The organism is Candidatus Clostridium radicumherbarum, assembly GCF_045310525.1.
In the GTDB taxonomy this organism is placed as follows: domain Bacteria; phylum Bacillota; class Clostridia; order Clostridiales; family Clostridiaceae; genus Clostridium_AT; species Clostridium_AT radicumherbarum.
In genome coordinates, this window is the sequence record NZ_JBJHZY010000001.1 from 1,570,710 (window position 1) to 1,595,945 (window position 25,236).

Annotated in this window: 26 protein-coding genes; 18 read left to right on the forward strand and 8 right to left on the reverse strand. The window is 30.6% G+C overall.

What is annotated here, in order from left to right; genetic code table 11:
* Positions 1-83: 83 nt before the first annotated feature.
* The 3 genes from ACJDUH_RS07455 (at position 84) to ACJDUH_RS07465 (ending at position 2,090) form a co-directional block, all read left to right on the forward strand.
* Entirely contained in the window at positions 84-842 is a 759-nt protein-coding gene (locus tag ACJDUH_RS07455; RefSeq protein WP_406764521.1) for a hypothetical protein, read from the forward strand.
* 230 nt (positions 843-1,072) lie between these two features.
* On the forward strand, positions 1,073-1,777 hold the full coding sequence (locus ACJDUH_RS07460) for a helix-turn-helix domain-containing protein (protein WP_406764522.1): 705 nt from the start codon (positions 1,073-1,075) through the stop codon (positions 1,775-1,777).
* On the forward strand, positions 1,764-2,090 hold the full coding sequence (locus ACJDUH_RS07465) for a hypothetical protein (protein WP_406764523.1): 327 nt from the start codon (positions 1,764-1,766) through the stop codon (positions 2,088-2,090). The genes ACJDUH_RS07460 and ACJDUH_RS07465 overlap by 14 nt, the downstream gene beginning before the upstream one ends.
* 306 nt (positions 2,091-2,396) lie before the next feature.
* Here the strand turns inward: ACJDUH_RS07465 and ACJDUH_RS07470 are convergent, their stop codons facing one another.
* The gene (locus ACJDUH_RS07470; RefSeq protein WP_406764524.1) at positions 2,397-2,612 is read right to left on the reverse strand and encodes a hypothetical protein; all 216 of its coding nucleotides are present in this window, start codon (positions 2,610-2,612) and stop codon (positions 2,397-2,399) included.
* 162 nt (positions 2,613-2,774) lie between these two features.
* Here ACJDUH_RS07470 and ACJDUH_RS07475 point away from each other — a divergent pair, with 162 nt between their 5' ends.
* From ACJDUH_RS07475 to ACJDUH_RS07515, 9 genes are all read left to right on the forward strand, one after another.
* Entirely contained in the window at positions 2,775-3,701 is a 927-nt protein-coding gene (locus ACJDUH_RS07475; RefSeq protein ID WP_406764525.1) for a DUF2971 domain-containing protein, read from the forward strand.
* Between the two features lie 130 nt (positions 3,702-3,831).
* Positions 3,832-4,815 (forward strand): DUF2971 domain-containing protein, encoded by a 984-nt coding sequence (locus tag ACJDUH_RS07480; RefSeq protein ID WP_406764526.1) that lies wholly within the window; start codon positions 3,832-3,834, stop codon positions 4,813-4,815.
* A 372-nt stretch (positions 4,816-5,187) separates the two neighbouring features.
* Positions 5,188-7,986, forward strand: a complete 2,799-nt coding sequence (locus tag ACJDUH_RS07485) for an AAA domain-containing protein (RefSeq protein WP_406764527.1) — start codon at positions 5,188-5,190, stop codon at positions 7,984-7,986.
* Positions 7,987-8,177: 191 nt separating this feature from the next.
* Positions 8,178-8,717: a hypothetical protein gene (locus tag ACJDUH_RS07490; protein ID WP_406764528.1), complete on the forward strand. Its 540-nt coding sequence runs from the start codon at positions 8,178-8,180 to the stop codon at positions 8,715-8,717.
* Positions 8,718-8,837: 120 nt separating this feature from the next.
* Positions 8,838-9,173 carry a hypothetical protein gene (locus ACJDUH_RS07495; RefSeq protein ID WP_406764529.1) on the forward strand — a complete coding sequence of 112 codons (336 nt, stop codon included), beginning with the start codon at positions 8,838-8,840 and terminating at the stop codon, positions 9,171-9,173.
* A 325-nt stretch (positions 9,174-9,498) separates the two neighbouring features.
* Positions 9,499-11,979 (forward strand): ABC transporter permease, encoded by a 2,481-nt coding sequence (locus ACJDUH_RS07500; protein ID WP_406764530.1) that lies wholly within the window; start codon positions 9,499-9,501, stop codon positions 11,977-11,979.
* A 41-nt stretch (positions 11,980-12,020) separates the two neighbouring features.
* On the forward strand, positions 12,021-12,707 hold the full coding sequence (locus ACJDUH_RS07505; protein WP_406764531.1) for an ABC transporter ATP-binding protein: 687 nt from the start codon (positions 12,021-12,023) through the stop codon (positions 12,705-12,707).
* A 354-nt stretch (positions 12,708-13,061) separates the two neighbouring features.
* On the forward strand, positions 13,062-13,214 hold the full coding sequence (locus ACJDUH_RS07510) for a hypothetical protein (RefSeq protein ID WP_406764532.1): 153 nt from the start codon (positions 13,062-13,064) through the stop codon (positions 13,212-13,214).
* A gap of 242 nt (positions 13,215-13,456) precedes the next feature.
* On the forward strand, positions 13,457-14,008 hold the full coding sequence (locus ACJDUH_RS07515) for a hypothetical protein (protein ID WP_406764533.1): 552 nt from the start codon (positions 13,457-13,459) through the stop codon (positions 14,006-14,008).
* A gap of 421 nt (positions 14,009-14,429) precedes the next feature.
* Here ACJDUH_RS07515 and ACJDUH_RS07520 read toward each other — a convergent pair whose 3' ends face one another.
* Both ACJDUH_RS07520 and ACJDUH_RS07525 read right to left on the reverse strand, forming a co-directional pair.
* Entirely contained in the window at positions 14,430-15,782 is a 1,353-nt protein-coding gene (locus ACJDUH_RS07520) for a DUF4179 domain-containing protein (protein WP_406764534.1), read from the reverse strand.
* Positions 15,783-16,346: a sigma-70 family RNA polymerase sigma factor gene (locus ACJDUH_RS07525; protein WP_406764535.1), complete on the reverse strand. Its 564-nt coding sequence runs from the start codon at positions 16,344-16,346 to the stop codon at positions 15,783-15,785.
* A 651-nt stretch (positions 16,347-16,997) separates the two neighbouring features.
* Here ACJDUH_RS07525 and ACJDUH_RS07530 point away from each other — a divergent pair.
* A complete protein-coding gene (locus tag ACJDUH_RS07530) occupies positions 16,998-17,564 on the forward strand; it encodes an SDR family NAD(P)-dependent oxidoreductase (RefSeq protein WP_406764536.1) in 567 nt (188 codons plus the stop codon).
* A 98-nt stretch (positions 17,565-17,662) separates the two neighbouring features.
* Here the strand turns inward: ACJDUH_RS07530 and ACJDUH_RS07535 are convergent, their stop codons facing one another.
* The 4 genes from ACJDUH_RS07535 to pssA all read right to left on the reverse strand — a co-directional run bounded on the left by ACJDUH_RS07535 (position 17,663) and on the right by pssA (position 19,474).
* The gene (locus tag ACJDUH_RS07535; RefSeq protein ID WP_406764537.1) at positions 17,663-18,091 is read right to left on the reverse strand and encodes a hypothetical protein; all 429 of its coding nucleotides are present in this window, start codon (positions 18,089-18,091) and stop codon (positions 17,663-17,665) included.
* 57 nt (positions 18,092-18,148) lie between these two features.
* A complete protein-coding gene (locus tag ACJDUH_RS07540; RefSeq protein WP_406764538.1) occupies positions 18,149-18,313 on the reverse strand; it encodes a hypothetical protein in 165 nt (54 codons plus the stop codon).
* 27 nt (positions 18,314-18,340) lie between these two features.
* Positions 18,341-18,865 carry a hypothetical protein gene (locus ACJDUH_RS07545; RefSeq protein WP_406764539.1) on the reverse strand — a complete coding sequence of 175 codons (525 nt, stop codon included), beginning with the start codon at positions 18,863-18,865 and terminating at the stop codon, positions 18,341-18,343.
* A 72-nt stretch (positions 18,866-18,937) separates the two neighbouring features.
* Complete coding sequence (gene pssA / locus ACJDUH_RS07550) at positions 18,938-19,474, reverse strand: CDP-diacylglycerol--serine O-phosphatidyltransferase (RefSeq protein WP_406765029.1); 537 nt, start codon at positions 19,472-19,474, stop codon at positions 18,938-18,940.
* A gap of 447 nt (positions 19,475-19,921) precedes the next feature.
* On the opposite strand from pssA, the gene ACJDUH_RS07555 reads away from it, so the two are divergent.
* Positions 19,922-20,671 carry an alpha/beta fold hydrolase gene (locus ACJDUH_RS07555; protein ID WP_406764540.1) on the forward strand — a complete coding sequence of 250 codons (750 nt, stop codon included), beginning with the start codon at positions 19,922-19,924 and terminating at the stop codon, positions 20,669-20,671.
* Between the two features lie 235 nt (positions 20,672-20,906).
* Complete coding sequence (locus ACJDUH_RS07560) at positions 20,907-21,218, forward strand: molecular chaperone Hsp90 (RefSeq protein WP_406764541.1); 312 nt, start codon at positions 20,907-20,909, stop codon at positions 21,216-21,218.
* A 326-nt stretch (positions 21,219-21,544) separates the two neighbouring features.
* Here the strand turns inward: ACJDUH_RS07560 and ACJDUH_RS07565 are convergent, their stop codons facing one another.
* Positions 21,545-22,267, reverse strand: a complete 723-nt coding sequence (locus tag ACJDUH_RS07565) for a DUF3298 and DUF4163 domain-containing protein (protein ID WP_406764542.1) — start codon at positions 22,265-22,267, stop codon at positions 21,545-21,547.
* Positions 22,268-22,584: 317 nt separating this feature from the next.
* On the opposite strand from ACJDUH_RS07565, the gene ACJDUH_RS07570 reads away from it, so the two are divergent.
* The 3 genes from ACJDUH_RS07570 to ACJDUH_RS07580 all read left to right on the forward strand — a co-directional run bounded on the left by ACJDUH_RS07570 (position 22,585) and on the right by ACJDUH_RS07580 (position 25,226).
* Complete coding sequence (locus ACJDUH_RS07570; protein ID WP_406764543.1) at positions 22,585-22,776, forward strand: DUF4177 domain-containing protein; 192 nt, start codon at positions 22,585-22,587, stop codon at positions 22,774-22,776.
* Positions 22,777-23,445: 669 nt separating this feature from the next.
* Complete coding sequence (locus ACJDUH_RS07575; RefSeq protein ID WP_406764544.1) at positions 23,446-24,528, forward strand: G1 family glutamic endopeptidase; 1,083 nt, start codon at positions 23,446-23,448, stop codon at positions 24,526-24,528.
* Between the two features lie 152 nt (positions 24,529-24,680).
* Complete coding sequence (locus ACJDUH_RS07580) at positions 24,681-25,226, forward strand: RNA polymerase sigma factor (protein WP_406764545.1); 546 nt, start codon at positions 24,681-24,683, stop codon at positions 25,224-25,226.
* Positions 25,227-25,236: the final 10 nt, after the last annotated feature.

Sequence of the window (25,236 nt, forward strand, 5' to 3'; positions counted from 1 at the left end):
TTTGATAGCAAACTAAAGTTATTTCATAAAAATCTAATTATAACTTCAAGTGTAGTATCTAATACTAGAATGACTTCGAGATAATGGACAGACAGCTAATAAGAAAGGTAAACAGTAAGCTGGATGCAATTTCATCATTAGCCAATCTAAAAACATTGCTGGATGTAAATAAAGTTAATCAAACTTTTTTATATTTACTAGCATTTGACAACTATATTAAGCATATTAAGACAATTCTTGTTACGGTAAAGACTAGCTTTATCATAGGTTCAAATGATGGATTTTTAATTAAAGAATTCATATATGATGGGATATCCTATCCACTAGTAAATGCTTTGGATAAGGTTAAAGAAGTAAATGATTATGTACAACAAAAGGCAGAAGAGATTCTTACAGAGGTTAAAGATCAATTGCCAAACTGTCTTAATAATAGTCAAAGAATCCAAAACATCAGTTTTAAGCAAGTTATGAAAGAGAATGCTCAATCCAAAGCTGTTGAATATATATCATTCTTTATTGATGTACAAAATGATATAAGTGAGCTACCTAATGAAATAATGGTATTGCCGTTGTTAGTGAAACCAAATGATGAGATATATAGCTTTGATTTTAGAATAAAAAAGATTTTTATTAGGAAAAAAGGTAGCGAAGAAGATGGCATAGTTGGGTATGCAGAACTTAAAAACGGATTAGAGACAAATGAATTTTATAGAATTTTTGAAGTTCATCCATGTGGCATAGATGAATACTATAGGTATATTTTTAATTTTGTAAAAGATTACCCTCAGGTAACATTGAATTATTATACCATGGAAGGAACCATTATCATTTATAAAGATTAGTGTAATGTGATCCCGTTTACCATTAGTGTGACACACATTAGGAACATTTGAAAAGACTGAGTAAAATATACTACTGTGGCAATGAAAAATAATAAACAGAGCAATAAATCAGAATTTTATGGGATAAAGGGCCTTTAGGAAATAAATTATTATTATTTTGCAAAAACACACTTGACGGGGACATTGTCCCTGTAGTGTATCATACTTCTTGAAAGGTGGTGGCGCAAATAATGCAGGCCAAAGAAGTTACAAAAAAACTAGGAATCAACAGGGACAGAATTAAATATTTCAAGAAGCATGGAGTATTTGTCCCTGAAATAGCAATCAATGATAGTAAGAACGCTGAATATACGGAGAGGGATGTTGCAACACTTAAAAAGCTGATCGTCCTCACAAAGTCTGGTTTAACTTGTGGAGATATCAAGAAGGTACAGGATGGTGAGTTGACGCTCCTAGAAGCAATCACCGAACGCAGGCTTATAATAGAGGAGGAAATGAAAAGAAAGCGTGGTTCGTTACTTCTTTCTGAAGAGCTGTTAGAAAATGATGTGGAGTATGACTGTATGTCGACAAACTATTTCTGGTACGAAATACAGAAGAGAGAGCAGGCAGGAGAGACATTTATGGATGTTGATGACATGTATGGCTATCGCCCCGTCACACTTATGCGCACAGTTAAATGCCCTCATTGTAGCGCAGAGCAGAAAGTTGATTTGGAGGACTACCTCTGGGATGAAACATCAAACGAAAGTAGATTTGATGATGATATGGGAGCGGATATTGTGTACAGCTTTAATTCTGAGGGCAGTTATAATTGCGAAAAATGTGGTAAGGTACTCCAAGTTGAGGGTTGGATAAGAGAGTATCCACTAGGTGCTTATGATTCAGAGCATATTGAAATTCATGTAATGGAGGATTGTCATGGGGAAAACTAATGAAGAAAAAGGACTGCTTGCAAAGTTGGCAAGTGGATTATTAGACGGTGTGGTTGGTGACGAAAAAACCTACAGCGGATATAAGGACGTTTATTGCGGTAAATATATAAAAGACGGAGTGCCGGTTTCTTATAGGGAGGGTGAATCAAGTCGTTTTTTTAACGGGAAAGAAAATGAAAGGGTGCCTGGGAAAAGAACAGAAGAGCACTACGATAATGATGAGCGTAAGTTGGAATTTCTACAAAAATACGGATGGTTGACAGATGACGAAGATGCTAAGGAGTATAGCGCAAAATTCAAGCCGAAGAAATAGCGAGGTGTTTTTGAATGTGCTTATGCTGAAAAGCACATCCAGTTTAACTATGCTAATGTAGTGGATATGTTCCCACATACCGCAAAAACTCTAAAAAACGGTTGACCTGTTCCCAAGAACGCAGACATCAATAATGGTAACTCGAGGCATCCTGTATGTGGAAACATATCAACGTTTAAACTACATAGTTATCAATGAGATGAGCTTTTGCTTCAAAATAATTCCATAACTAGCGAATAGGTACTATTTTTCTTGCTCTGGTTCCAGTAGAAGCTTTAAATTTTGTCTATAATGTACGATAAACGATTACATACCGCTGAGAGTTATTAATTTAATAAAATTTAAGTTTACCACTTTGAAATTTGGATTAGCAATTGGAATCTTATTAGCATCTAATACAAACATGAAAAACATAAGTAATTCCGTACTATATTCTAGAATAACGTTTTCTGATCGAACTTTTATTAATACAAGGAAGCATAGGCATTGCTCGACTATAGAACACGTTTTGTTTGATTTCATTATAATTCCTCCTTTCCGTGAAGTATTAACTCTGATAATGAAAAATATTAGAGTTTATATCAAAAAGTTCAGAGTTTCAACTTCCAATAAGGCTAATAACAGGAAGTAAAAGTATATAAAATTTAAAAGTAGTATCAATTTAAATAATGAGGAGTGAGGATAATGATTGTTTACCATTATTGCAGTCTTGATACCTTTTATGCTATTGGCATTAATAAAACGATTAGGCTTTCTGATATTACAAAATCAAACGATTCCATGGAAATTATGTGGGTAACTAAATTTATTAAGGATATCTTTATGAATACCTTTGACAATGAAAAAACTGAGTATTTTAAGAAAAACTATCCTAGCAGTGTTTTTGAAGAACTAATAAATCATTATCAAATTGATTTCTTTGATGAAACCAAACGTATTTATTCTTATTATGTTTGTTGCTTTTCAGAAATAGGGGATGTTTTAAGTCAATGGCGTGGTTATGCAGACGATGCTAAAGGGGTTGCCATTGGCTTTGATGGTAATTTGCTGTCGAGCATTGGATATAATGCTAAATATGATCCGATTAACACTCAAGCTCTGTACTTTGATAAAGTTGAATATTCAGATCGGGCACATAAGCAAATAGTAAAAAAAGCATCTGAACAACTAATTAAAGATTTAAAACCAATTGCAAAAAAATATACTATAGATTGTGTTGATAAGATACGACAAGAAAGTATGAAACCTTTTAATAGTTGTTTCCTAAAATTATTTAATAAGGCTATTTTTATAAAAAACCCCTTTTTCAAAGAAGAAAAAGAATATCGAATTTGTCAGTGGTTAGACAATAGAAATAATGAACCACAAGTTGAAAGTATAATTTTAAATAGTGGTATACACTTTGATAAGTTCTCATTTCAAAACCGTGGAGGCAAACTTGTTTCATATTTTGATTTAAATTTTAGTAAATCTTCGGATGAATTTGTTAAGGAAATAGTGATAGGTCCTAAGGCAAAAATTACTAAGTCTGATGTGAAACGATTTTTATTTAATAATGGCATAAATATAGATGATAGCAAAATTTTATATTCAAATGGAACATATAGGTAGTAAATATGCTAAGATACACACCTTAATTTTATGATAGGAGTATTTTGATAAGCTTATAACTAACTAATGATATGAAGTTAAAAATCTACTAACTGTTTTTTATTAATTCTTATACCGAAGGAGATTGTTTATGAAAATGATTAATAGTACAATTTTATCACATTTTAAAGATGGAGTAATAAAAAGACATACTAAAACACAAAAGATTGTATATCATTATACTTCTCCAAGTGGTATTCTTTCCATTTTACAGAATGATAAATTGTGGTTTACTGATTGCCAATATTTAAATGATAAATCAGAATACATATATATAAAGAAACCTCTGATAAAGGCTTATAAATTGATAGGTGAAGAACCTAATGAACCATTTCTTGACAAATTACTTTTTACTGATCCTTATCAATCTACAAGTATAGAATTAACAGGTGAAAAAAGGAATAGAATTAGATTTAAAAATAATAGGTTTTTTCTGTTTTGTACATCAAATAATGCAGATTCTCAAAATATGTGGAATTATTACGTAAAAAATGGACAATATCTCGGATATAATTTAGGCATTAAAGTTGATGCACTGGTTAAGCACTTACCTTCTGCACCTGGTATGACAGTAACTCATGGTAAGGTGCTTTATGATGAGAATAAACAAGTATATCTAATAAAAACTTTTTTAGAGAAATTAAATGCACAAACAGAGCCTTTGCAAAAAAGGTATGATGAAGCTAAAAAACAAGGCAACGATGATCATGAACTTTACATATTAGAAGACGAATTAGCAGAATTTTATCAAGAAAAATTAAAAAATTATATTGATGAGATACGTTTGTTTTTTAAACATAAGGCATTTGAAAGTGAAAATGAATATAGATTTGTTGTTAAGGTACCGGATGACTTTGAAAATAATGATTTTGAATTAAAGTATCGCATAGGAATTAATGGCGTTATAATTCCTTATCGTGAGCTTTCAATAAATGGGAGAAAACAAGTTTTTAGTCAAATAACATTATCTCCTATGATGGAGATAGAGCTTGCCAATTCTGGGTTACAAAGCTTGCTTAAAAAATTAAATAAAGATATTAAAATTATAAACTCTAATATACATATTCGTTTTTAATATATAGAAAATAAACCTTAAAGAGAAAGAACTGAAATGAAAAATAATCTTCCCATTACAATATAACTAGAGTTTCATAATTTATACTATGGGTAAGAGTTTTGGAATGAAATTATTAATTTATCAGTTGAAGGGCTTGGTAAGTCTGATATTAAATGCAACAACAAGTGTTTGTGATTGATGATTATTAACCCACATTGAAAAATCAATGTGGGTTAATTTATTACCTAGGTTTAGTAATTACTTTTTGACCATGTTTTAAATATATTTAACATGCAGTAATATCCATATTTCTGTCTTTAATTGAAGGAAATTACATATATGTGAAGAATATAGTATATAATATTAATTATGTATGATTAGGAGCAAAAAATGAACACTGAAAACACTTTAATCCTAATAAAAAACAATAAAACCAACCAATTTGAAGATAAGACCTCTGAAATAGGAAATCTTAATTTTTTAAATTCTCAAGTAGCGGTAACTTTCACATCTTCAAATAAAACCTATAACTATAAATCTTCAAATATACGTATTCTTAAAGATCCCAAATTAATTAACTTAGATCAAAAGATTTTGTTAATTGAGGGTTTTCCAATAAAGAGTTCTTCAAATGTACTTGATTTTGGAGAGTATATAAAAGTAGTTGATGAAAGCGGTAGATCAGAAGCTTATCATAAATCAAAGATGAGCTTTGAAGATTCCTGTCTTAATAATAAGCAGCCTAAGATTATATTTAACTATTTAAAAGAGCTATCTTCATATGTAAGTGTTATGGAAGATGGCAGAACCATGCTTGCTGAGCAGTACGAAAAGATATCTAAAATAAGTGAAAAAAGTGTGCTTGCTGCTTACTTATCTGGAGAGAATATTAGAATGCAAAGCTATAAGGATACCCCTATATTTCCCTTTGGCTTCAATCTTAGTCAAAAGAAAGCTGTAATAACGGCCTTAGAGAATTCCATAAGCATCATAGAAGGACCACCGGGAACAGGTAAGACTCAAACTATATTAAACATTATTGCGAATGCAGTAGCTAAAGGAAAAACTGTTGGTATAGTATCAGGTAATAATTCTGCAACCTCCAATGTACAGGAGAAGCTGGAGAAGAATGGCTATGGCTTTATAACTTCCTTACTTGGTAATACAAAAAATAAAGCTGACTTTTTTCAGAATAAACAAAGTGAGATCCCTAATATTGAGAACTGGTATATAGAGAAAGAGGAAGCAAAAACTCTATCAGAGCAGCTTAATACCACTTCAATGACTTTGAATGCTCTTTTGGAAAAACAAAATGAAATAGCAAAACTTAAAGAAGAACTTTCAAAATTGGAAGTAGAACAAAGCTATTTTGAAAATAATTTTAAGGATAGTTATATTCCAGCTTCACGGTTTTCCTTTCATAGAAGGTGGACTACTGAGTCAATATTGGAATTTTTTACGTACTTAGAAAAAGCTATAGAAGTAAACAGTAGTAGAAAGATATTAACTAGGGTTTACTTGCTTTATAAGTATGGTATTTATAAGTTTAAGCTTTATGAAAATAATATGACAAATATAATTTCTTCACTTAAAAGAGATTATTATATAAGTGCAATTAATGAAAGAAATAAGAAAATAGTACTTTTAGAATTAAGACTTGAGGGTAAAAGTTTTAAAGAACTTATGGAAAAGTATACAGATATATCGGCAAAGCTTTTTAAAGCAGCCCTATTTAATAAATATTCAAATAAAAATAGAGAGAATTTTACAATCAAAAGCTATAAGCCTAAGTTTAAAGAATTTATAAATGAGTATCCGGTTATCTTAAGTACTACTCACTCAATTTTAAATAGTGTTACAGAAAACTATTTGTTTGATTATATAATAATTGATGAGTCCTCGCAGGTAGATTTGGTAACTGCTTCTTTAGCGCTAGCCTGCTGTAAAAATGTCGTTATTGTTGGTGATGTAAAGCAGCTGCCTCAAATTGTGCCCTCAGAGCTTGAAAAGACGAGTAATGAGCTTTTTTATAAATCTAATATACCTAATGTTTACAATTATAGTGAGCACAGCATAATAGCTTCCTTAATGAAGCTATATAAGGAAGCATTGCCAAAAACTTTACTTAGTGAGCATTATAGATGTCATCCCAAAATAATAGGCTTTTGTAATGAGAAGTTTTATAACAATGAACTTATTGTTATGACTGAGGAAACTCCAGAAGTTACTCCTTTAAAACTTTATAAAACTGCTCCAGGAAATCATGCTCGCAGAATAGATATTGGTAATCAAAAGGGTTGGTATAATCTAAGGCAAATTGAAGTTATTAAAGATGAGATTTTAGGCCAAAACAAGGATACATATAAGGATCCAAGTAAGATTGGTATTATTTGCCCTTACAGAAATCAGGTTAATGAAACTAATAGACATATAGGAAAGGAAGAATTAGAAGTAGATACGGTTCATAAATTTCAGGGTAGGGAAAAAGATACTATTATTTTTACAACTGTGGCTAATGATATTAATCCTTTTATTGATGATGCTAATCTTATAAATGTAGCTGTTTCTCGTGCTGTTAAAGAATTTATTGTAGTAACTTCTAATAAGGTATTTAAGCAGCATGGAACTAATATAGGAGACCTTATGAGATATATAGAATATAATTCCTTTGATAATGCAATAATTGAAAGTCAAAAAATATCTGTATTTGACTTACTGTATAGTGAATACTCTGATAAACTTTTAAAATATATGAACTCAAAAAAGCATGTTTCTGAATATCAGTCTGAAAATTTAATGTACAAAGTTATAGATGATGCGTTGAACCTTACTGGGTTTAACTCATTTAAATGTGTTATGCATGTACCTTTAAACTCCATAGTTAAGGATACTTCAAGGCTAAGTATTGATGAAAGGAACTTTGCACAAAATCCTTGGTCACATGTGGACTTTCTAATTTTCAATAAACTAGATAAAGAACCAGTGCTAGCTATTGAAGTTGATGGCCATGAATTTCATAGAAATAATGAGAAACAGATAGTTAGAGATAAATTAAAGGATAAAATATTAGAGAAAATAAATTTGCCTATATTAAGAGTTGCAACCAATGAGAGTGGTGAAAAGGAAAAGCTAATTGAAATGCTTAATAAAGTGGTTAAGATGTCAGAATATACAATGGAAAATACTTAAATTAAAGTAAACCGCCAAAACTAAATTTTATGGAGTTCTTAATAATCAGCATATTGTTATTGAAGGTTCTTACATGGGGGTTAGAAGGATAATAATTGTTATACTGACTATTAGTCTGCTTTTAGTGGGCTTTATATATGACTGTAAAAGTTTATAAAAGCGGTAATTATTATTTATAGGGGATGAATATATTGAGTAAAAATAGCCGATTTATCAAAGAAAAGCCAAATGAAAAGCTTAAAAGAATACTATTTTTAATACCATTCATCTCGGGGTTACTAGTACCAGAATTAATTATGATAATCTCTCGTGATGCCAAAGTTCAATTTTTTGCCTCTACTATAATTTATAGTTTTATAATAATTATTATGTTTTTATTAGGACTCTTACTTGTATTTATAAGAAGTGGTAAAGATGAAAAGTTAGTTAAAATAGTATGGGGAAGAATTTTGGGTATAGCATTTTTGGGTATTTCAATCTTTTTAAGTATTCAAGTATCTGATTATTACAAGGATATTCCTGTGATTATAAATTCAGACTACTCATATTTTGAAGGTAACTTAACTAAATATCATTTCAATAATAGGGGAGGAAACTCAACATCGTTAATTTTTGGAGATAAAACATTTAAAATATACTATAAAGCTTCACCACAATTTACGATTATAGGTAAGAAATACTATGTTGAATTTCTACCACATTCTAAATTTGTTATGAGTTTGAAAAATTGATAGCTTCAGTGGTTTGTTTCAAAACTTGTAGTTTTGAGACGTATTAATGATATGTCACAATGGTAATTTATGACGCAGCAACAAGTTATTCCGTACAACTTTTAGAAAGGATGATTTTCTTTGAAAATTTCTTATTATGATAATAATGAGATTGAGCACAATGAATTTGGCACTATAAATATAGATAGAGTTTATTGCCTTGATTTTAATAAATTCAGTAACAATGAATGGACTGCTTTAGCAGATATATATAGAAAATTGCCAAATCAGGTTGTTGAGGGTAATATAGAACAACAAATGTGGTTTGGGACAGAAGGTGTTTCAGAGTTCTATCTATGGTCTTCTGTTGAGCCGTCTGGATTACAAGTTGTTGGACATTTAAAAGAACGTGATTGGAAACATTGGGAGAAATTGTTTCATGAGAGTATTGGACAGTTTCCGTTTTTTAATGCATAGAGCAAACTACAGTAATTCGGAATCTTCTTATATTGTTGAACAACTGTAGACTATGTTGAAGTAAGTGTAGCAATTAAGATAGGTGTATTTTGATTCAAGTTTATAGATACTGAATTGTGATTGAGAAATGTAAAATAATAGGTAAATGTTTCTTTATTTTCATGAAGGCATGATATATCATTATCAACCATATTTATTTAAAGAAGAAATTAAATGGGTAAATATATTTTTTGTTTTATAAGAAAAAACAACTTGTTTATGTATTTATTCGGCAGGAAACACATACTTAAACTATTTTAATATTGAAAAAGGAGTGTCTCATAATATGATTGAAAACTATCGTCAGCTTGTACCTCGTTATTTGGTATCAAACAAAAAGACAACTTTGTCATTAACTATAAGTATATTAATTTCAGTTGCCTTACTAGTTTCTGTTGGGATAGTTATGGGAAAATATAATACTACCAGATTAGAAATTGCACAGGAAGGCCACGGGAAATATTATGCTGGTTTTCTCTATGTTCAGGAAGATACCCTTGATAAGCTTAAGAAATTTGATGGTATATCAGAAGTTGGGACAAGTATTACAATTGGTGAAGTGCAGCTAGATGGTGAAAAATTACAAATTAAAGGAGCGGATCCTGTTGCTCTTAACCTTTTAAATGCAAAGGCCATAGATGGAAGGCTGCCTCAAAGTGGCTATGAAGTTGCCATTGAAAAATGGATGTACAATAAAATGAAAAACAAACCAAAGCTAGGTGATAAATTTAAATTTAGCGAATGTTATGTAGATTCAAATGGTAAAGCTCTAAGTAAAAATAATACGGAATTTACTCTTGTAGGTATATTAGAAGATTTTCAGGACTCAAAGATGTTTGAAACAGGTAATGCCTACATTACACTAGATACAGCTAATTCACTTTTAGGTAATAGCAAGAAGGTTTATGAGCAGTGGTTTACTATAAATAACAACCTGCCAGTGGATAGTACATTAAATAAAATAAAGACTTATGCAAACACTGGAAGCTCAGGTGAATCAATAATTGAAGGTTATCGCCCAAACATATTTTATACAGCTGCTTTAAATGAGGCAAAGGCTGTAAAGTATATAACACTTTTCTTTAATCTTATTGTAGCAGTAGCTGTTGTTATGGTTATCTACAATGTTTTCAGCATTTCAGTTCTTCAACGAAAAAAGCATTATGGACTTTTAAGGGCAATAGGCATAACACCAAAGCAAATTAAAATTATGCTGTTTTTTGAGGCCTTTTTATATGAAGTTATTGTAGTACCACTTGGAATTTTAACTGGAATACTAGTAACGTCATCAATTATGAAAGCAATAGGTGGGGAAGTTTTTAAAGGCTCAGTGTTTAATAATATAAGTGCCCTTAATATTATTTTACCTATTTTAGTTAGTTTAATAGCTATAACTGCAGCTGTATACAGCCCTGCAAAAAATGCTTCAAAAATATCTGCAATAGAGTCAATGACAATGGAGGATTCCATGCCTACTAAGAAATTATATAAGGCTTATAAAGAAAACTTCATAGATAAACTAATTGGATATACAGGGAAAATGGCAATAAGTAATTTGAAAAGATATAAGAGAAGGTTTTTAGCAACAGTAATAGCCATTGGAATGGGCATTTCTTTATTTGTACTTTCAATATTTATAATAAATTTCTTAAATCCAACAAAATTCTTAGAAGATAGAGTTAAAACAGATTATGTTTTAACTCTATCAGGAGTTACAAACGATAATTATGGTTATGATGAGGAAATAGTAAATCAAATTAAAAGTATTCCAGGGGTTAAATCCGTAGATAAATTCAAAAAATTTCAAATGGATTATATATTACCTATAGACTCAATGACTCCAGAAGCTATAAAAGAAGTTCAAGAAAAAAAGAATCCAATTAGTGTAGTGCAAATGTGGGGTGGATATCATGTAGTATCTCAGTTCTATGGCTGCAGTGATGAATTTATTCAATCCTTACGTAAGAGTGTTAATGAGTCTAATGCACAGGTGTTTACTGTACAAAATTTAGCTAATGAGAACTTTACTAAAATTAAGAGCGGAGATGAAGTTAGGATTTTTACTCAGTATATGGTTTCAGGCAAATTTGTAAATGTTGACAAAAACATTAAAGTGGATTATGTACTTAAGGACCTACCAATGAAATTAAACCAATTAAATGGGTATATAGCTACCTTTGTACCTTATAAATTTATGGAAGATAATTTTAAGCTTTATGGTTATCAGGATATCGAAATAAATGTAGACCATAAAGCAAACTTAAGTAGAATAGAAGAGCAGCTTCAATTTATTGCAGCTAATCATAAAAATGGACAGCTAATAAGCTATCAGGATGAAGTAAATAAATATCATAATTATCAGCTTCAAGTAGGCACTATACTTATTTCTCTTGCGGCTGTAATTGCAGTTGTAGGCTTCATCAACATTATGAATACCTTAAACATGAATATTATTATGAGAAAAAGAGAGTTTGGAATGCTTAGGGCCATGGGAATGACCAAGAGTGAACTTAGGAAGGTTTTACTAAAAGAAGCATCCATATACGGCATATTTAGTTCCATAATCGGTATTACCTTAGGATATATTCTCATATGGATGATATATAACCTAGCTAGAAGAAGGGTAGAAATATATTTTTATGTTGATTTAAAGGTGGTTATACTCACAATTATTGTAACTGTGATACTCAGTATATGTTCCTCGATATTACCGCTAAGAAAAGCTACTAAAGCAGATATAGTAGAATCTATACAGGCAGTTGAATAGAAGTTTAAGGATATCTAATTTATTAAAGAGGGGGAAGGAAAGTGGAAATACTTAGAACCTATAAACTCACTAAGACTTATGGCAAGGGTGAAACTGAGGTAGAAGCTTTAAAGGAAGCTGAAATTAGTATAAATAGGGGAGAATTTGTGGCTGTAGTTGGTCCAAGCGGATCAGGGAAAAGCACCCTGCTTCATTTAATTGCAGGGCTTATGCAACCAACCAGGGGCAGTGTGTTAATTGAAGGGAAAAATATATATAACCTATCAGAAAATGAACTTTCAATTTTTAGAAGGAGAAACATAGGCTTTATATTTCAGTTTTTTAATCTGCTTCCTATGCTATCATTAGAAGAAAATGTAATTCTTCCTGCTTTGCTTGATAATAAAAAAGTGGACATGGAATATTTAGATGAGCTATTAAAGGTGCTTGGACTTTCAGAAAGAAGAAGGCATCTTCCTGGAGCCTTATCTGGAGGACAGCAGCAGCGTGCGGCAATAGCAAGAGCACTTTTCACAAAGCCATCCATTGTATTTGCAGATGAGCCTACGGGAAATCTTGATTCCAAAAGCAGTAAGGAAGTTTTAGAACTACTAACTATGTCTATAAAAAAATATAATCAGACTCTTGTTTTAATTACCCATGATATGAATGTGGCAAAACATGCAGATAGGATAATTAAAATTGAGGATGGGGTTGTAAGTGAGAATTTAAAAATTATTGAGAGTTAGACGTCTAATTTTATAGATTTTTATATTTTAGCGAAGTATAGAAGTGCGATAATAATTAAAAAAAGTATTATTAAGTATTCCAACGGATTCCGATAAGAAGTGTAAAATTAAAAATATTAGCAAAAATCACTTGATTTCTCACATAAAATAACAAGTGATTTTTTATATGGAATAAACTAATTCCAATGATAAATGCCTAAAATTTAGGTGCTATTTTGTATGCTAATTTATGCGCCAAATAATATAATAAAAACACACTTATCCTTTATTCTTTAATTTATGATTACTTTGGTATAATATTATAAATTCATATTTATAATTAAGTACAAAGGAACTCTTCTGAGGAGGTATAAAATGAAACGAGTATCGTTAAAGCAACCAACTACTCATTTTATTGATGCACGATATGAATGCCAAGTTGCAGATGGAACAGGCGGAGATGGACACTTTCATTATAACTTCATTGTATCACCAACACTACCAGACAACATTTCTGAAATTTATTAGTTTTAAAGAATATACTCTATCATTCGGAGATAAGCAAATAGGTCATGATATAGTAATCCAGTTATAATATAAGTTGAATTAGATAATTCACATATTTCATATCTTGCGACGCAAGAGTAGGATATTCCGACATTAACTAACTGAATTTTTAATAATTCTCTTTAATATCTTGAAGGATTTTGCAATTAAGCGACGAATATATAACTGAAGTAGAGATTAAATCAAATAGCGAGGGAGAAAATATGAAGATTTTTAGTTCAGCTATTATTTTTTTAACAGTATTTATTTTAATGAAATACTTAGGTGCTTCATCAAAGAAACAAGCACACAAGAATGAAGAGGGAATTATAGTTTTAAGAATGAATAAGGCATATGGAATAGTTGGGTATATTGGAATTTTAATTTCATTAGTTATAGGAGTAATTGCTACATTAGGTACAATAAAAAATATTTCAGATTTAATTATGGCAATGAGTATGTTTTTGTTCTTCTTTATTATAAGTTCAATGCTTGTAATGGTATCTAAAAATCAAAGAGTTGAAGCAGGAGATGAAAAGATAATAGCTTATAGTATGACTGGAAAAGCAACTGTAATTAAATGGAGCGAAGTTACGAAAGTACAATTCAGTAAAACTTCACTAGAATTAAAATTAACGGCTAAAAGACAACAGGCAAAATTGCATATGCACTTTATTGGTTTTTGGGATTTTGTTGATTTAATGAAAAGAAAGCTTGATATATTAGTATATAAAGATGCGATTTTAATATTAGATACAGTAAAAAAGAGATTTTAAAATAACAGTAATTTTTGCAATCATTTTTTCAACAAAAAACCTATGCTGAATAAGTAATTTAGCATAGGTTTTTACATTTAATTATTTAGGTCGTAATGAAGAATATTCTTATATGCTTCGCTAGTTTAATACTTAGATCAAAGTCTTACGAAAAAGCTTAGTTTTACTAATGTAGACTCAGCTTAAGTTATAGGGGCTAAGGTTACGTGAACGATGCACTCAAGTTCGCTTTGGCATATTCGGAACCATGCCACATTTTGATAAGGTTTTAAAATGACTTAAGGGTAAACCGTTATCTGAACTTTTTAATCCATGGATGAGAAATATAAACAGGGAAAGCCTATAACCAGTTCTTAATGGCTATAGGCTTGTTTAAATACAATGTGAAATATTAATGTATAAAAGTTATGGAATCCCTAGTTTAATTATCTAACGTTATTTTAATCTCTGAATCATAATCTATATAATAGTCCAAGTTTGGTGCTATTATCTTATAATTTTTATCACTTTTTAGGCCTTTATACTCCACCACAAATTCATACTTATCACTTTCAATTTTTCTGATGGAATTATTTATAGGATATAGATCTCCAGCAGGGTTAAAGTTTTCACCTTCTAACCTAATAAATTGATTATTAGGCAGCCTGCCATATATAACCCCTTTTATAATCACATTATCTCTGTCATTTGAATAGGTTATTTGATCTATCTCTACTTTGCCGTGCTTGCCTTCATTAAGTTTAAAGGGTAGCTTAGTTGAGATAGGCAATGCCTCATCAATTGGGCCTTGTGCTGAATTATAATTGTTCCCTTCCTGTTTCTCATGATATTTATAAGGGATAAGTGTTAAATACTTTGTATTGCTATTTGCCTTTGAATAAAGGAACGTATAATCAAATCCGCCAGAACTGTTAGGATGAACACTATCTGCTTGTATATCACTAGGTTGGATTATATTGCTTTCATCATCTAACATTATAAATAGATTAGTAGTATCAGGAACTAGATTTTTATTTTTACTATGAATTGAAACTATTGTGTTAAAGGGAGTTAGAGTAACTTTTTTAATTGTAAAGTTATATTTATCATAGGATATTTCCTGATTTTTTGTATAAATTTTTATATTTTTGCTTGATTCAGCCTTTAAGATATTGAATTTAAAGTTCCACTTTCCCTCACTTGTATTGAATCCATTAAAAGACATATCAAAATTAAAACTATTTGGTAAGTCTAAGGACTTTGCAGTAAGTAAAATAGTTCCTATAATTGTATTTTCATCTATGTTTTTAACTAAACCTTGTGAACCTCCATCTAAGGTTCTCCCATTTACCTTAAAAATTGGCCAAAATAAAGTGCCTCGCTGATTTATTTTTTCATCACTTTTAGCAGTATAACCTATGACTATATTATTATCAAAACAAACAACACTGTTTATGGTGAAGGAACTTCCATTTTGGGTAATAGTTTTATTTATTATTGCTGAGTATTTTTCATAATCACCAGTGCGACCTAATAGTTCCACTATTGGATTTAGAATAGGAAATTGAGCTGCTAGGGTAGGATTTGTATAACAGACTCCAATAAGGAATATTGAAAAAGCAGCACAGGCAACTGCTATTTTGGTTCTAAGGTGTCTTCTTTTTTTAGTATACTTTCTTAAATTATGTTTTAATCTTCTTTTTTGTATATCAGTCATACATATATTAATATCATCAAATTCATGTTCATCTACAATAATATTATTAAATTCCAAATATAAATTGTTTTCGATCATTTAGATAGCCTCCTCCTGAAAATTGATAAGTTGTTCTTTCAAAAACTTTCTCCCCCTGGATAACCTGTTTTCTACAGCAGCCTTAGTTAAATTTAAGCTTTGAGCTATAGAGTTAATATCTTCATTAAGGAAATATCTTTTGAGGAATATATGCTTATCCTGCTCTTTCATCTTATCTATAGCAGCTAATATCTCAGCTCTTCTTTCCTTTAATATAAGACCATTCTCTATATCTTCACCAGAAGAAAGTATTAAACTGTCTATATCCGTAAGGTTGGAGTATTTTATAAGCTTGCGCTTGTAATCAATTGCCTTATATTTTGCGATTGTAATAATCCAGGTTTTAAATGAACCTTTTTTTGAGTCAAAGCATTCAATATTGTCCCATATTTTAATAAGTACATCATTCGTACACTCTTCAACTGCACATATATTATAGTCGTTATATAAGATACTATAGACTATCTTATAAATAAGATTTCCATACATATCAATTACGTAATCCATAGATTTATAATTTTTATTTTTAAGTTCCTTTATAAAATTACTTTCATCTATTTTCAAGCTTTAACCTCCTAGATTCAGTTTCATCAATTTTATTTAAATTTTTAAAGAGCTCTCATACATTAAATACGCTTTATCCTATAATTTCCTATCAAATAATATTGCAAATTTTAAAAACTACCTAGTAGTTAATACCGATTTATTGTTAAATATAAATTTTATTTAAAGAGTACAAATAGGTAAAATTTCTAGCAACAATTGCTATTCAATAGAGGAGACATGAAATTTATTATTTGTATTGATAATATTAAGATACTATATAGTCTGTATTTCGTACAAGAAGAATGTTCACAAAAAGAGAATTATAAATTTGTTTTGTGTTGTATATGAAAGCATATTACTTTAGACAAGTTATTTAGCACAGCAGGTTAGGAAAAGAATTCTTCTTTGGGAAAACTTTAAATGATTAGACTATGAAATTCTAAAACACAAGAAAGACTAGCTAATGCAAATCAAGTAATTTAAAGAAGGCTCTATTTGATAAAGTTGCTGATAGTGATATGATTATTATTAGGATGAGCCGTAATGTTCTTATATGACGGCTCAGTATTAAATTATACACTAATTCATAAAATAATAAGGGGGAGTAAAATATGGATAAAGAAGATAAACGCAAAATAGAAGAATATAAGAAAAATCCAATGGTAAACTTTGCTGATTCAGCTAGATATATGGATTAATAACGCCGGGCAAAACACGCCACACAAGTTTTCGTGGGAAACGGGTGAAACTTACACTGAGAACATTATTCAAACCAATATTACTGGCATGATTTACGGTTCACAGATTGCTGCAATGGGAATGCTAAAACAGGGGCATGGTGCGATATACAGCATGGAGGGCCTTGGCTCAAACAACATGATACAGCTTAAAACAATACTGTACGGTACTACCAAGCATGCATTAACGTACTTTATGAAAGGGCTTGCAAAGGAACTGGATGGAACAGGTGTAATAGCCGGGCGTTTATCTCCGGGCATGATGCTCACTGATTTCATCACAAAAACACCGGACGGAGAACAGTCAGAAGTCATCTCTGATGAAAAGTTTAAAAAGTTGTTTAATATATTGGCAGACAAACCTGAAACGGTTGCAAAATTCTTCATACCAAGAATACTTAGTAACACCAAAAATGACGCTCAAATCGCATGGTTAACAAATAGAAAGGCGGCATGGCGGTTTATGACTGCAGGCTTGCGCAAGAACAGGCTGATTTAGAAATTGAGACCTAATAACTAATAGAATGACACTCCTTTAAAATTAGGTATAAAAAAACACTCTGGTTTCTTCAGAGTGTTCCGGGGGATAAGCAAATTTTAGAGAAACTGTTTTAATTGTTGAACATTATCCTCTTCGAACTTAAGCAATTTTTCCATCAGTTTTATAATATCTTCTTCTGCGTCCTTATATTTTTTAAGCTTTTTAATTGCATCAATAATACCCATGTTACTTCCGATGATTAGCATTTCGGAAATATGTGAGGGTGTTTTATCGGCCATAGTTTGCATATTAATCATCAAATAAGTTTTTATTTTATCTAATGTGCTAATACCTTTTTCATCTTGCCCATTTTCATTAAGTGCTTTTTGGGCGGCTAAATGTATTTGCTTATATTCGTTAAATTGAGACTCTAATTGCTTTTTAAAGTTCTCATCTTTAACTATATCCAACAATTGTTTGATTGTGTCCACTCCCATTTGTGAGTTTTGAAAAACGAAGTTTAACAATTCGGTATTTCCATTCATCTTCATCACGCTCCTCGGATATTAGTATATCCAGGTAACATTTATATATTATGATTGCTAAAGCACCAAAATTCCTCTATTATCATAAACAGTCCGACCTGCATCGCCGCCAAATCTTATGGCACAATTAAGCGCCAAAATTGTTGCCACAGCACCATCTATATCCCTGCCACTTTTTTGCAGTAAAGAAAAATGCTTTTTGGTAGTTGTACCTAAAAGCATTTTTTCATTACTACTTTTGGGAGACTATTACATCTGATCCTTGTATCCCTCACGAATCAAGTGAAATTCTCCGGACTCCGTGTTTAAATCATAAATATTAAAATTGGTTCTGATATCGAAACCTTCATGATGAACAGCCAAATTTATAGAGGCTGAGCCATCTTCACCGCTGACAATTCGATGAAAGACACCTGCAGGCCAGACAAGTAAAGCACCGCCATTGTATAGGAGCTTACCATTTTTTAAAATTTTGTCGGGATATACAGTAAAGTGCTCGGCTTTGCCATGAGTTTTGTTATAAATGTCAACCTCACGTCTGCCATGAAGAACTAGAAGGTTATCGTCCTGATGAGGGTGCATGTACCATGGACGTGAGACAGAACCAACAGGTCCGGGAGAAACTGCACTGTGGTCATGAAGCACACGATCAATGGAATCTATATGTGTAATACTGTCCATTGGGAAAAGATCAAAAATGACACCTTCTGTTTTTCGAAACGGTTTAAGCTCAATGATGCGGTAGAGATTTTTAACTTCTTCGATAATATTCATTGTAACCTCCTTTATAAAAACAGATATTTTGAATTAATTATAAATATAACGTAAATGTAACCCAATTACTTATTATACTTTTTTTAGTTTGATGTTACTAATCATTAAATACGAACCAATACATATTATTATTGCAATAACAAATATATTAGTCATTATAGCTGCATTAACGAAAATATAAATAAGATAATATAATGCCATAAAGCATCCAACCAGAGTAATAGGCACTCCAGTAAATATCCCATTAAAATCAAATGCATTATATCTTGCCAGCCTATAAGCTCCAGCTACCGGCATGAGAATAGTTATAATATACCCTATTAAAGAATAGGATAAAAGGTTACATATATAGAATGTCAGCACAGACGGTGCCACACCAAATGATATTACATCTGCCAGTGAATCCAGTTCTTTACCTAGAGTATTTTCTACTCCAAAATAACGTGCAATACGTCCGTCATATCTATCAAATAGGGCTGATATAAGAATGAATGCACTGGAAAAAAGGAAATTCCTCTCGCTTGCCATTAGTATAGAAAGAACACCAAAGATTAGATTGCCAAATGTGAATACATTAGATAAATTTTCTTTTTTAGGTAAATTTAAAATATTAACACCTCCTATTTTTTACATCATAGCTAATTATATATTAGTTCGTAATATATTGCTATAACATCCGACCAGTATTTAGAGTAATTTCTTTATATCATTATTCTTTAGTTCTTATAACTTATATATTCATATTACTAAATTCATACATCCTCAAATTAATAACAAAGTCATTCTAAACATAACCTACTGATAGAATTGTGGACCCGTGAAAACTATTGTACGGCTTTTATAGCCTTCTCAGTTAGGCTAATTGCTTATAAGAAGAAGATAATAAGGGACATTTTAGTTTGTTTACCCCAATATACGTAGTTTGGATAAATTCAATAAAATTCCATGTTTGCAATATTTAACAACACGAAATATAATATGAATATCGCAAACAGGGGGGTATTGATTATTTATATCAAAAGTAAAAAAATAAAATTAATTCTGATAGTAATTCTTTTGCTAATTATCTGTATAGTCATCGGTGTATTAAAACATAGAGAAGATACATTTGCTACTAGGATCATAAATGGGAGGGTTGATATTGGTGGTTATGGTCTAAATGTTAATTGTTATGGAAAAGGAACTCCAACTGTTATATTTGAATCAGGTCTAGGTTACACCAACAGCACCTGGTCGTTAGTACAACCTGAAATCTCGAAAATTGCAAGAACATTTTCTTATGATAGAGCAGGACTTGGAAATAGCGATGTAAGCAAATTACCAAGAACCAGTTTAGACCAAGTTCATGAGCTGCATACTCTTTTAACTAATGCAAAAGTTAAAGGCCCTTATATTATAGTTGCACATTCAATTGGAGGCTTTAATGCAAGATTATTCGCTGGTACATATCCTAATGAAGTGTCCGGTATTGTATTTGTTGATAGTACGCATGAATATCAATTTGATGGTATATCTGGAACTTCTTTAGAAGAATTAAATAGAAATTTAGATAGCGCAGAACCTAAGTTTGATGTTATACAAAGTGCCAAGCAAGTAGATGAAATAAGAAAAAAGGATGCATTAAGGAATATTCCAATAGTTGTCCTCACATCCACACAACCGGCTATTTTTCAAGATAACTTGTCAAAATTGTCCAAGAATAGTAAGCATATTTTAGTTAAAGACAGTGGACATTTCATACAGAATGATAAACCTCAAGTAGTGATTGATTCTATTAAGGAATTAATTGACAGTGTACATAAATAGCACAAAGTAATTATACCTATTAGTATAATATAGTACTAGTTTAAAAGACTAATTTAAATAATTGATAGAAAGGAAAATCAAATTTGTTGCGTCCAATTTACTTAAACAGAGTTCCACTTCTCTTCGTTGTAAAGGATAAATAATTATGGTACAATAAGTAAAAACTTAAGGGGAAGGGATATTAATTATGGATAAAGAAATATTAAACTATGTTGTTGAAAAAACACATGAATTAATGAGTGCATCATCATGTTGTAGTGGTGCAAGAATAGCAGCACAGAACTGGTTGAATGCTATCGGAAGTGAAGGGGAAGCCGCAGAAACAAAAAGATATATTGATGAGCTGGAAGCAGATGTTATGACAATTGACAGTTTAATTGGTTTTGCTGAATCAGATCATGGCATTCAGGTTTTTGGAGCGGACAAGGCTAAGATTATTGCGACGCATGCAAAGGAAGTTAAGTCTCAGGGAGAAAAATATTGTGTTTGCCCAGCTTGTGCAGCTGCAGCAGCGATTCTAGAAAAGAAGGCTAACCTTCTTAAGTAAGAAATAAAGAGGTGCCTTAAGGTATACTTAAATAATTTAATATCTAACATTTTTGCCCTTTCGAATTTCAAGAAGGGCTTAATTTTTCAAGTTTTATATTCCTTTTATTATCCATTCACTAATCAACATTAATAGACCTGTTTCATAGTTACTAAAGCTCTATTAAAATAAGTATCCACTTTAAAAGCCCCTAATGCAATTAATTGTATTAAGGGCTTTTAAATATGTCATAGGCAGCAATGATAGTGAATAAATGTTTAAATATTGTATTCTTATTTTTATTTTAAATTATCTTGTTCTCTATAATTTGAGGCTTTATAGTTTGGTTATACAAAATGAGGTTTTAAAATATTGCTAATATTTGTGAAGGGAATCCTTATAAGTGGTATAGCAGACACCACAGGAGCAATTTCATTGAATCTAGGATATATAACCAGAGCATTATTATCTAAATAGAAGGGTTGATCTTTTGCAATTCCTTTATAATTGGCTGCGATACTCGGATAATTTGTTTGAAGCTGCTGTTTGGCAATTTTATTTAATGTGGCTAAATAATCAACTCCTTGCCTGAATAAATCTTCTAGACTAATAGAGTTACCAGTCCTAAGATCATAGTTATATGAGGTTCTTATATCATTATGTTTTCCACTAAAGTATTCCTGGAAAAATATTGAGAAACTTAAGATATTGTTTTTATCATAAGTTACTGAATAGGTTGTGGCAATTTGGAAGGGATCAGGTTGTTTTCCTTGTAATTTTAAAACTCTTGCATGTTCTTTTGCAGCGGCTTCCATCTGATTTTTATATTCTAGAATATCATTTTTAACATTATTGTTGATATAGGAGAGGATTTGAGGATTTGCTGAGCCATGAAACACGGGTATTAAAAGATTTTCATTTATTTCACTACTTGAATTTTGTATATTCGTTGTGGTAACTGACACTGTGGGATCTAGCTTTCTAAAGCTATTATCGGCTTTATACATGGGATCAAGCCTATGGTATTTAATAGGACATAATGTTCTGTAATTAAGGAATGGGCAATACATTATAAAGGCCTCCTTTTATACTACTTATCAGATTATGATTGTTCTCTATTAAAAGTACCGTTTGCATTTAATAAGTTATTAGTAAGGATCTAACTTAAGCTACTTCCTAGCACCCCTGGGTAGATTCCTTTGCGAGACTGTTATTGGAGTTAGGAAATTAGTGAACTGCAGCATTTTTAGATACACTTAGTTTATATAATATCACCTCAGTAAAATTACTGACAAAAGAAGGAAATGTTACACTTAACTAGAATATAGTTTTATAAAGACACAAATGTAATATATTATTCTTTAAAATAATTAATTGGGAGGTAACCATGAGTTTTAAATATTTATATGTTGAGTCCAAATCAAAAGGACTGTTCTCTGACGCAAATCATAGAGAATTGATTGATAAGTATGCCTCTGAAGGTTGGAGATATGTAGATGCAATTCCTTCTTCGTTCTACGGAAATAATGGTCAACCAAAAACTTTTGACTTATTATTTGAAAAGAGTGATGATGAATAATTTTCTTATATAGCTCATCAATTATTATTTAGCGATTAATGAAGAATGGTACTTTATTACGTCTTAAATGAATGTATGATTTTATCAAATAGATAATATACGGATCTCAAAGAAAGGATAATGTCCCTCGAAGAACAAATCAAAATAATAGATGATCAGATTAAAGCTAAGGATAACCAGATAAACGGATTAATTCAATCTAATATAAATTTTGCAAAGGTATTAAACCTCCAATGGAAGAGGGTGCTGCTACAGTAGATATTAAGAAGGGGTTCTTTAGTAAATTATTTGGAAAGTAAAAAAAATAAATCTTTTTTTAAAAGACCATTTAAATAGAGAAACCCTTTTAATATGTTCTCAAATTTAAGGGGCTGTCGCCTTAGCATATCAAACTGCTAAGGCGAAGCCCTTTTTTTGAGCTGTTTCTAAAAAGATTAAGCTGACACTAAGAAAAACATAGGTAGCTAATCGTAAAAATTTTTTCATAAATTGGCTTTGAGGTAGCATCTACGTAATCTGGGGCAAGGTAGATTTTAAACATTACAACAAACAATTTAAACTATTTATGGAAAATAAAAGGTTTTTTTGGAATTTTGTAGAATTATGTATTTATTATACTTATGGACAAACATTATAAAAAAATTATTTTATTAAAAGGAGAGTTAAGAGATGTATTTAAGAAAAAGATGTTTATCTATTATTTTAGTAGCAACTTTAGTTGCTACATCAATATTCAATTCACAAAACTTACACGCCCAAAATAATACAAATAGTAAAGATAAAGAAGAAAATTATTCAGAAATCCGAAAGCTTCCAGATGGAGGAGAAGTTTATGTTTATAATATAAATGGAGTTGAAAATGATTTTCCTATTCCACCTAAAGGATTTATTCCTATGAATGCAACTGATGAACAATTATTAGAGTATGGTTTTCCAGCTAGGCCTAAAGATAAAAATGAATTATTGCAATGGGAAGATATGATGAAGCATTACAAAAATACACCAATACCTAAAATTATTTCTACACAAATAAAACATGGATTAAAAAGAAAAGAAAATTACACCATAAAAAACAGTGTAAATAATCAACTTCTTAATTGGTCTGGATATGTGGATTATGTAAATTCAAATACATTAAGAAGCGTTCAAGGTGATTTTACACAGCCAACAGAAAAAAGTGATTCAGTTGCTAATGCATATGAAAGCTCTTGGATTGGAATAGGTGGAGTAAATACAGCCGCTTTACTTCAGGCTGGAACAGCTATGCATAATTATCAATATACTGCATTTTATGAATATATTGATGAATATAATAATGATCCTAATGGGCAAATAAACATAGCATCAATAAATATTAGTCCTGGAGACGATGTACATATGTATGTAACTTATCTGTATTCGAATCGAGTTGCTAATTTTTATGTTGCAGATTACACTAATGGAGGTAGTCAGAGTATTTTTGTAAATCTTGATAATAACTATTATGATGGTAGTACAGTAGAATGGATAGATGAAAGACCTACTTTAAAATATTCTGATGGAACTAAAGCATTTGCAAATTTAGCAGACTTTGGAACTATTTCTTGGTTTAATTGCAAAAGTTATAATTCTTCAAATGTTTGGAATGACTTGACTTCATTATCACACCAATATGTGTCGATGTGGAGTACTGGTGGTAAATATATGCTAGCATCACCAAATACACCATATTCAAGCACTAATTTTTATGATGTTTGGTTAAATGCAAATTAAATGAAATAAATGTATTTATCAAAAAAGAGGGATGTGGAACATCTCCTCTTTTTTGATTTCAACTAAAAGTTAAACTCTTTCAATAATTATAAAAATTTTACTGTAAAAATATTTATTTTAAACGTATATATAATAGAGGGATGTGAAGAACTATGAACGCAATAGAGTTTGAGGAGATTATTTTAAAAATTGCAGATGGTGATAAAAATGCATTAAAACTAATTTATGAGGAATTTAATTATGTAGTGTATAATTTTGCACTATCAATACTTCATAATGAACAGGATGCTTCAGATGTATCTCAAGAAGTATTTATAAAGATATGGAACAATGCATGTAAATTTTTACCGGGTAGAAACTATAAAGCATGGATAATAGAAATAACAAAAAATCAATCAATCGACTGTTTGAGAAGAAAAAAAAATAAAATTGTTACAGAAGAATTAGATAAATTAAGTGATGTATGTTTAATAGAGAATGAAGCATTCGATGAACAAGTGATAAACAAAATTAGATTAAATCAATTACTTTCATCACTAACTGACATGGAACGTGAAATAATCATTATGCATGTAATAGGAGAAATTACATACATGGAAATCAGCCATATTTTAAAAATATCTTTTGGGAAAGTGGTGTGGAATTATAAAAAGGGTATCAAGATATTGGAAAATCAGGTTAATAAGTTAAAATTGTAGGAGGCGATAT

Coding starts and splice junctions, on each gene's coding strand:
- ACJDUH_RS07455 (WP_406764521.1), top strand. CDS start 84: ATGGACAGACAGCTAATAAGAAAGGTAAACAGTAAGCTGGATGCAATT.
- ACJDUH_RS07460 (WP_406764522.1), top strand. CDS start 1,073: ATGCAGGCCAAAGAAGTTACAAAAAAACTAGGAATCAACAGGGACAGA.
- ACJDUH_RS07465 (WP_406764523.1), top strand. CDS start 1,764: ATGGGGAAAACTAATGAAGAAAAAGGACTGCTTGCAAAGTTGGCAAGT.
- ACJDUH_RS07470 (WP_406764524.1), bottom strand. CDS start 2,612: ATGAAATCAAACAAAACGTGTTCTATAGTCGAGCAATGCCTATGCTTC.
- ACJDUH_RS07475 (WP_406764525.1), top strand. CDS start 2,775: ATGATTGTTTACCATTATTGCAGTCTTGATACCTTTTATGCTATTGGC.
- ACJDUH_RS07480 (WP_406764526.1), top strand. CDS start 3,832: ATGAAAATGATTAATAGTACAATTTTATCACATTTTAAAGATGGAGTA.
- ACJDUH_RS07485 (WP_406764527.1), top strand. CDS start 5,188: ATGAACACTGAAAACACTTTAATCCTAATAAAAAACAATAAAACCAAC.
- ACJDUH_RS07500 (WP_406764530.1), top strand. CDS start 9,499: ATGATTGAAAACTATCGTCAGCTTGTACCTCGTTATTTGGTATCAAAC.
- ACJDUH_RS07510 (WP_406764532.1), top strand. CDS start 13,062: ATGAAACGAGTATCGTTAAAGCAACCAACTACTCATTTTATTGATGCA.
- ACJDUH_RS07515 (WP_406764533.1), top strand. CDS start 13,457: ATGAAGATTTTTAGTTCAGCTATTATTTTTTTAACAGTATTTATTTTA.
- ACJDUH_RS07520 (WP_406764534.1), bottom strand. CDS start 15,782: ATGATCGAAAACAATTTATATTTGGAATTTAATAATATTATTGTAGAT.
- ACJDUH_RS07535 (WP_406764537.1), bottom strand. CDS start 18,091: ATGAATGGAAATACCGAATTGTTAAACTTCGTTTTTCAAAACTCACAA.
- ACJDUH_RS07540 (WP_406764538.1), bottom strand. CDS start 18,313: ATGCTTTTAGGTACAACTACCAAAAAGCATTTTTCTTTACTGCAAAAA.
- ACJDUH_RS07545 (WP_406764539.1), bottom strand. CDS start 18,865: ATGAATATTATCGAAGAAGTTAAAAATCTCTACCGCATCATTGAGCTT.
- ACJDUH_RS07560 (WP_406764541.1), top strand. CDS start 20,907: ATGAGTGCATCATCATGTTGTAGTGGTGCAAGAATAGCAGCACAGAAC.
- ACJDUH_RS07565 (WP_406764542.1), bottom strand. CDS start 22,267: ATGTATTGCCCATTCCTTAATTACAGAACATTATGTCCTATTAAATAC.
- ACJDUH_RS07570 (WP_406764543.1), top strand. CDS start 22,585: ATGAGTTTTAAATATTTATATGTTGAGTCCAAATCAAAAGGACTGTTC.
- ACJDUH_RS07575 (WP_406764544.1), top strand. CDS start 23,446: ATGTATTTAAGAAAAAGATGTTTATCTATTATTTTAGTAGCAACTTTA.
- ACJDUH_RS07580 (WP_406764545.1), top strand. CDS start 24,681: ATGAACGCAATAGAGTTTGAGGAGATTATTTTAAAAATTGCAGATGGT.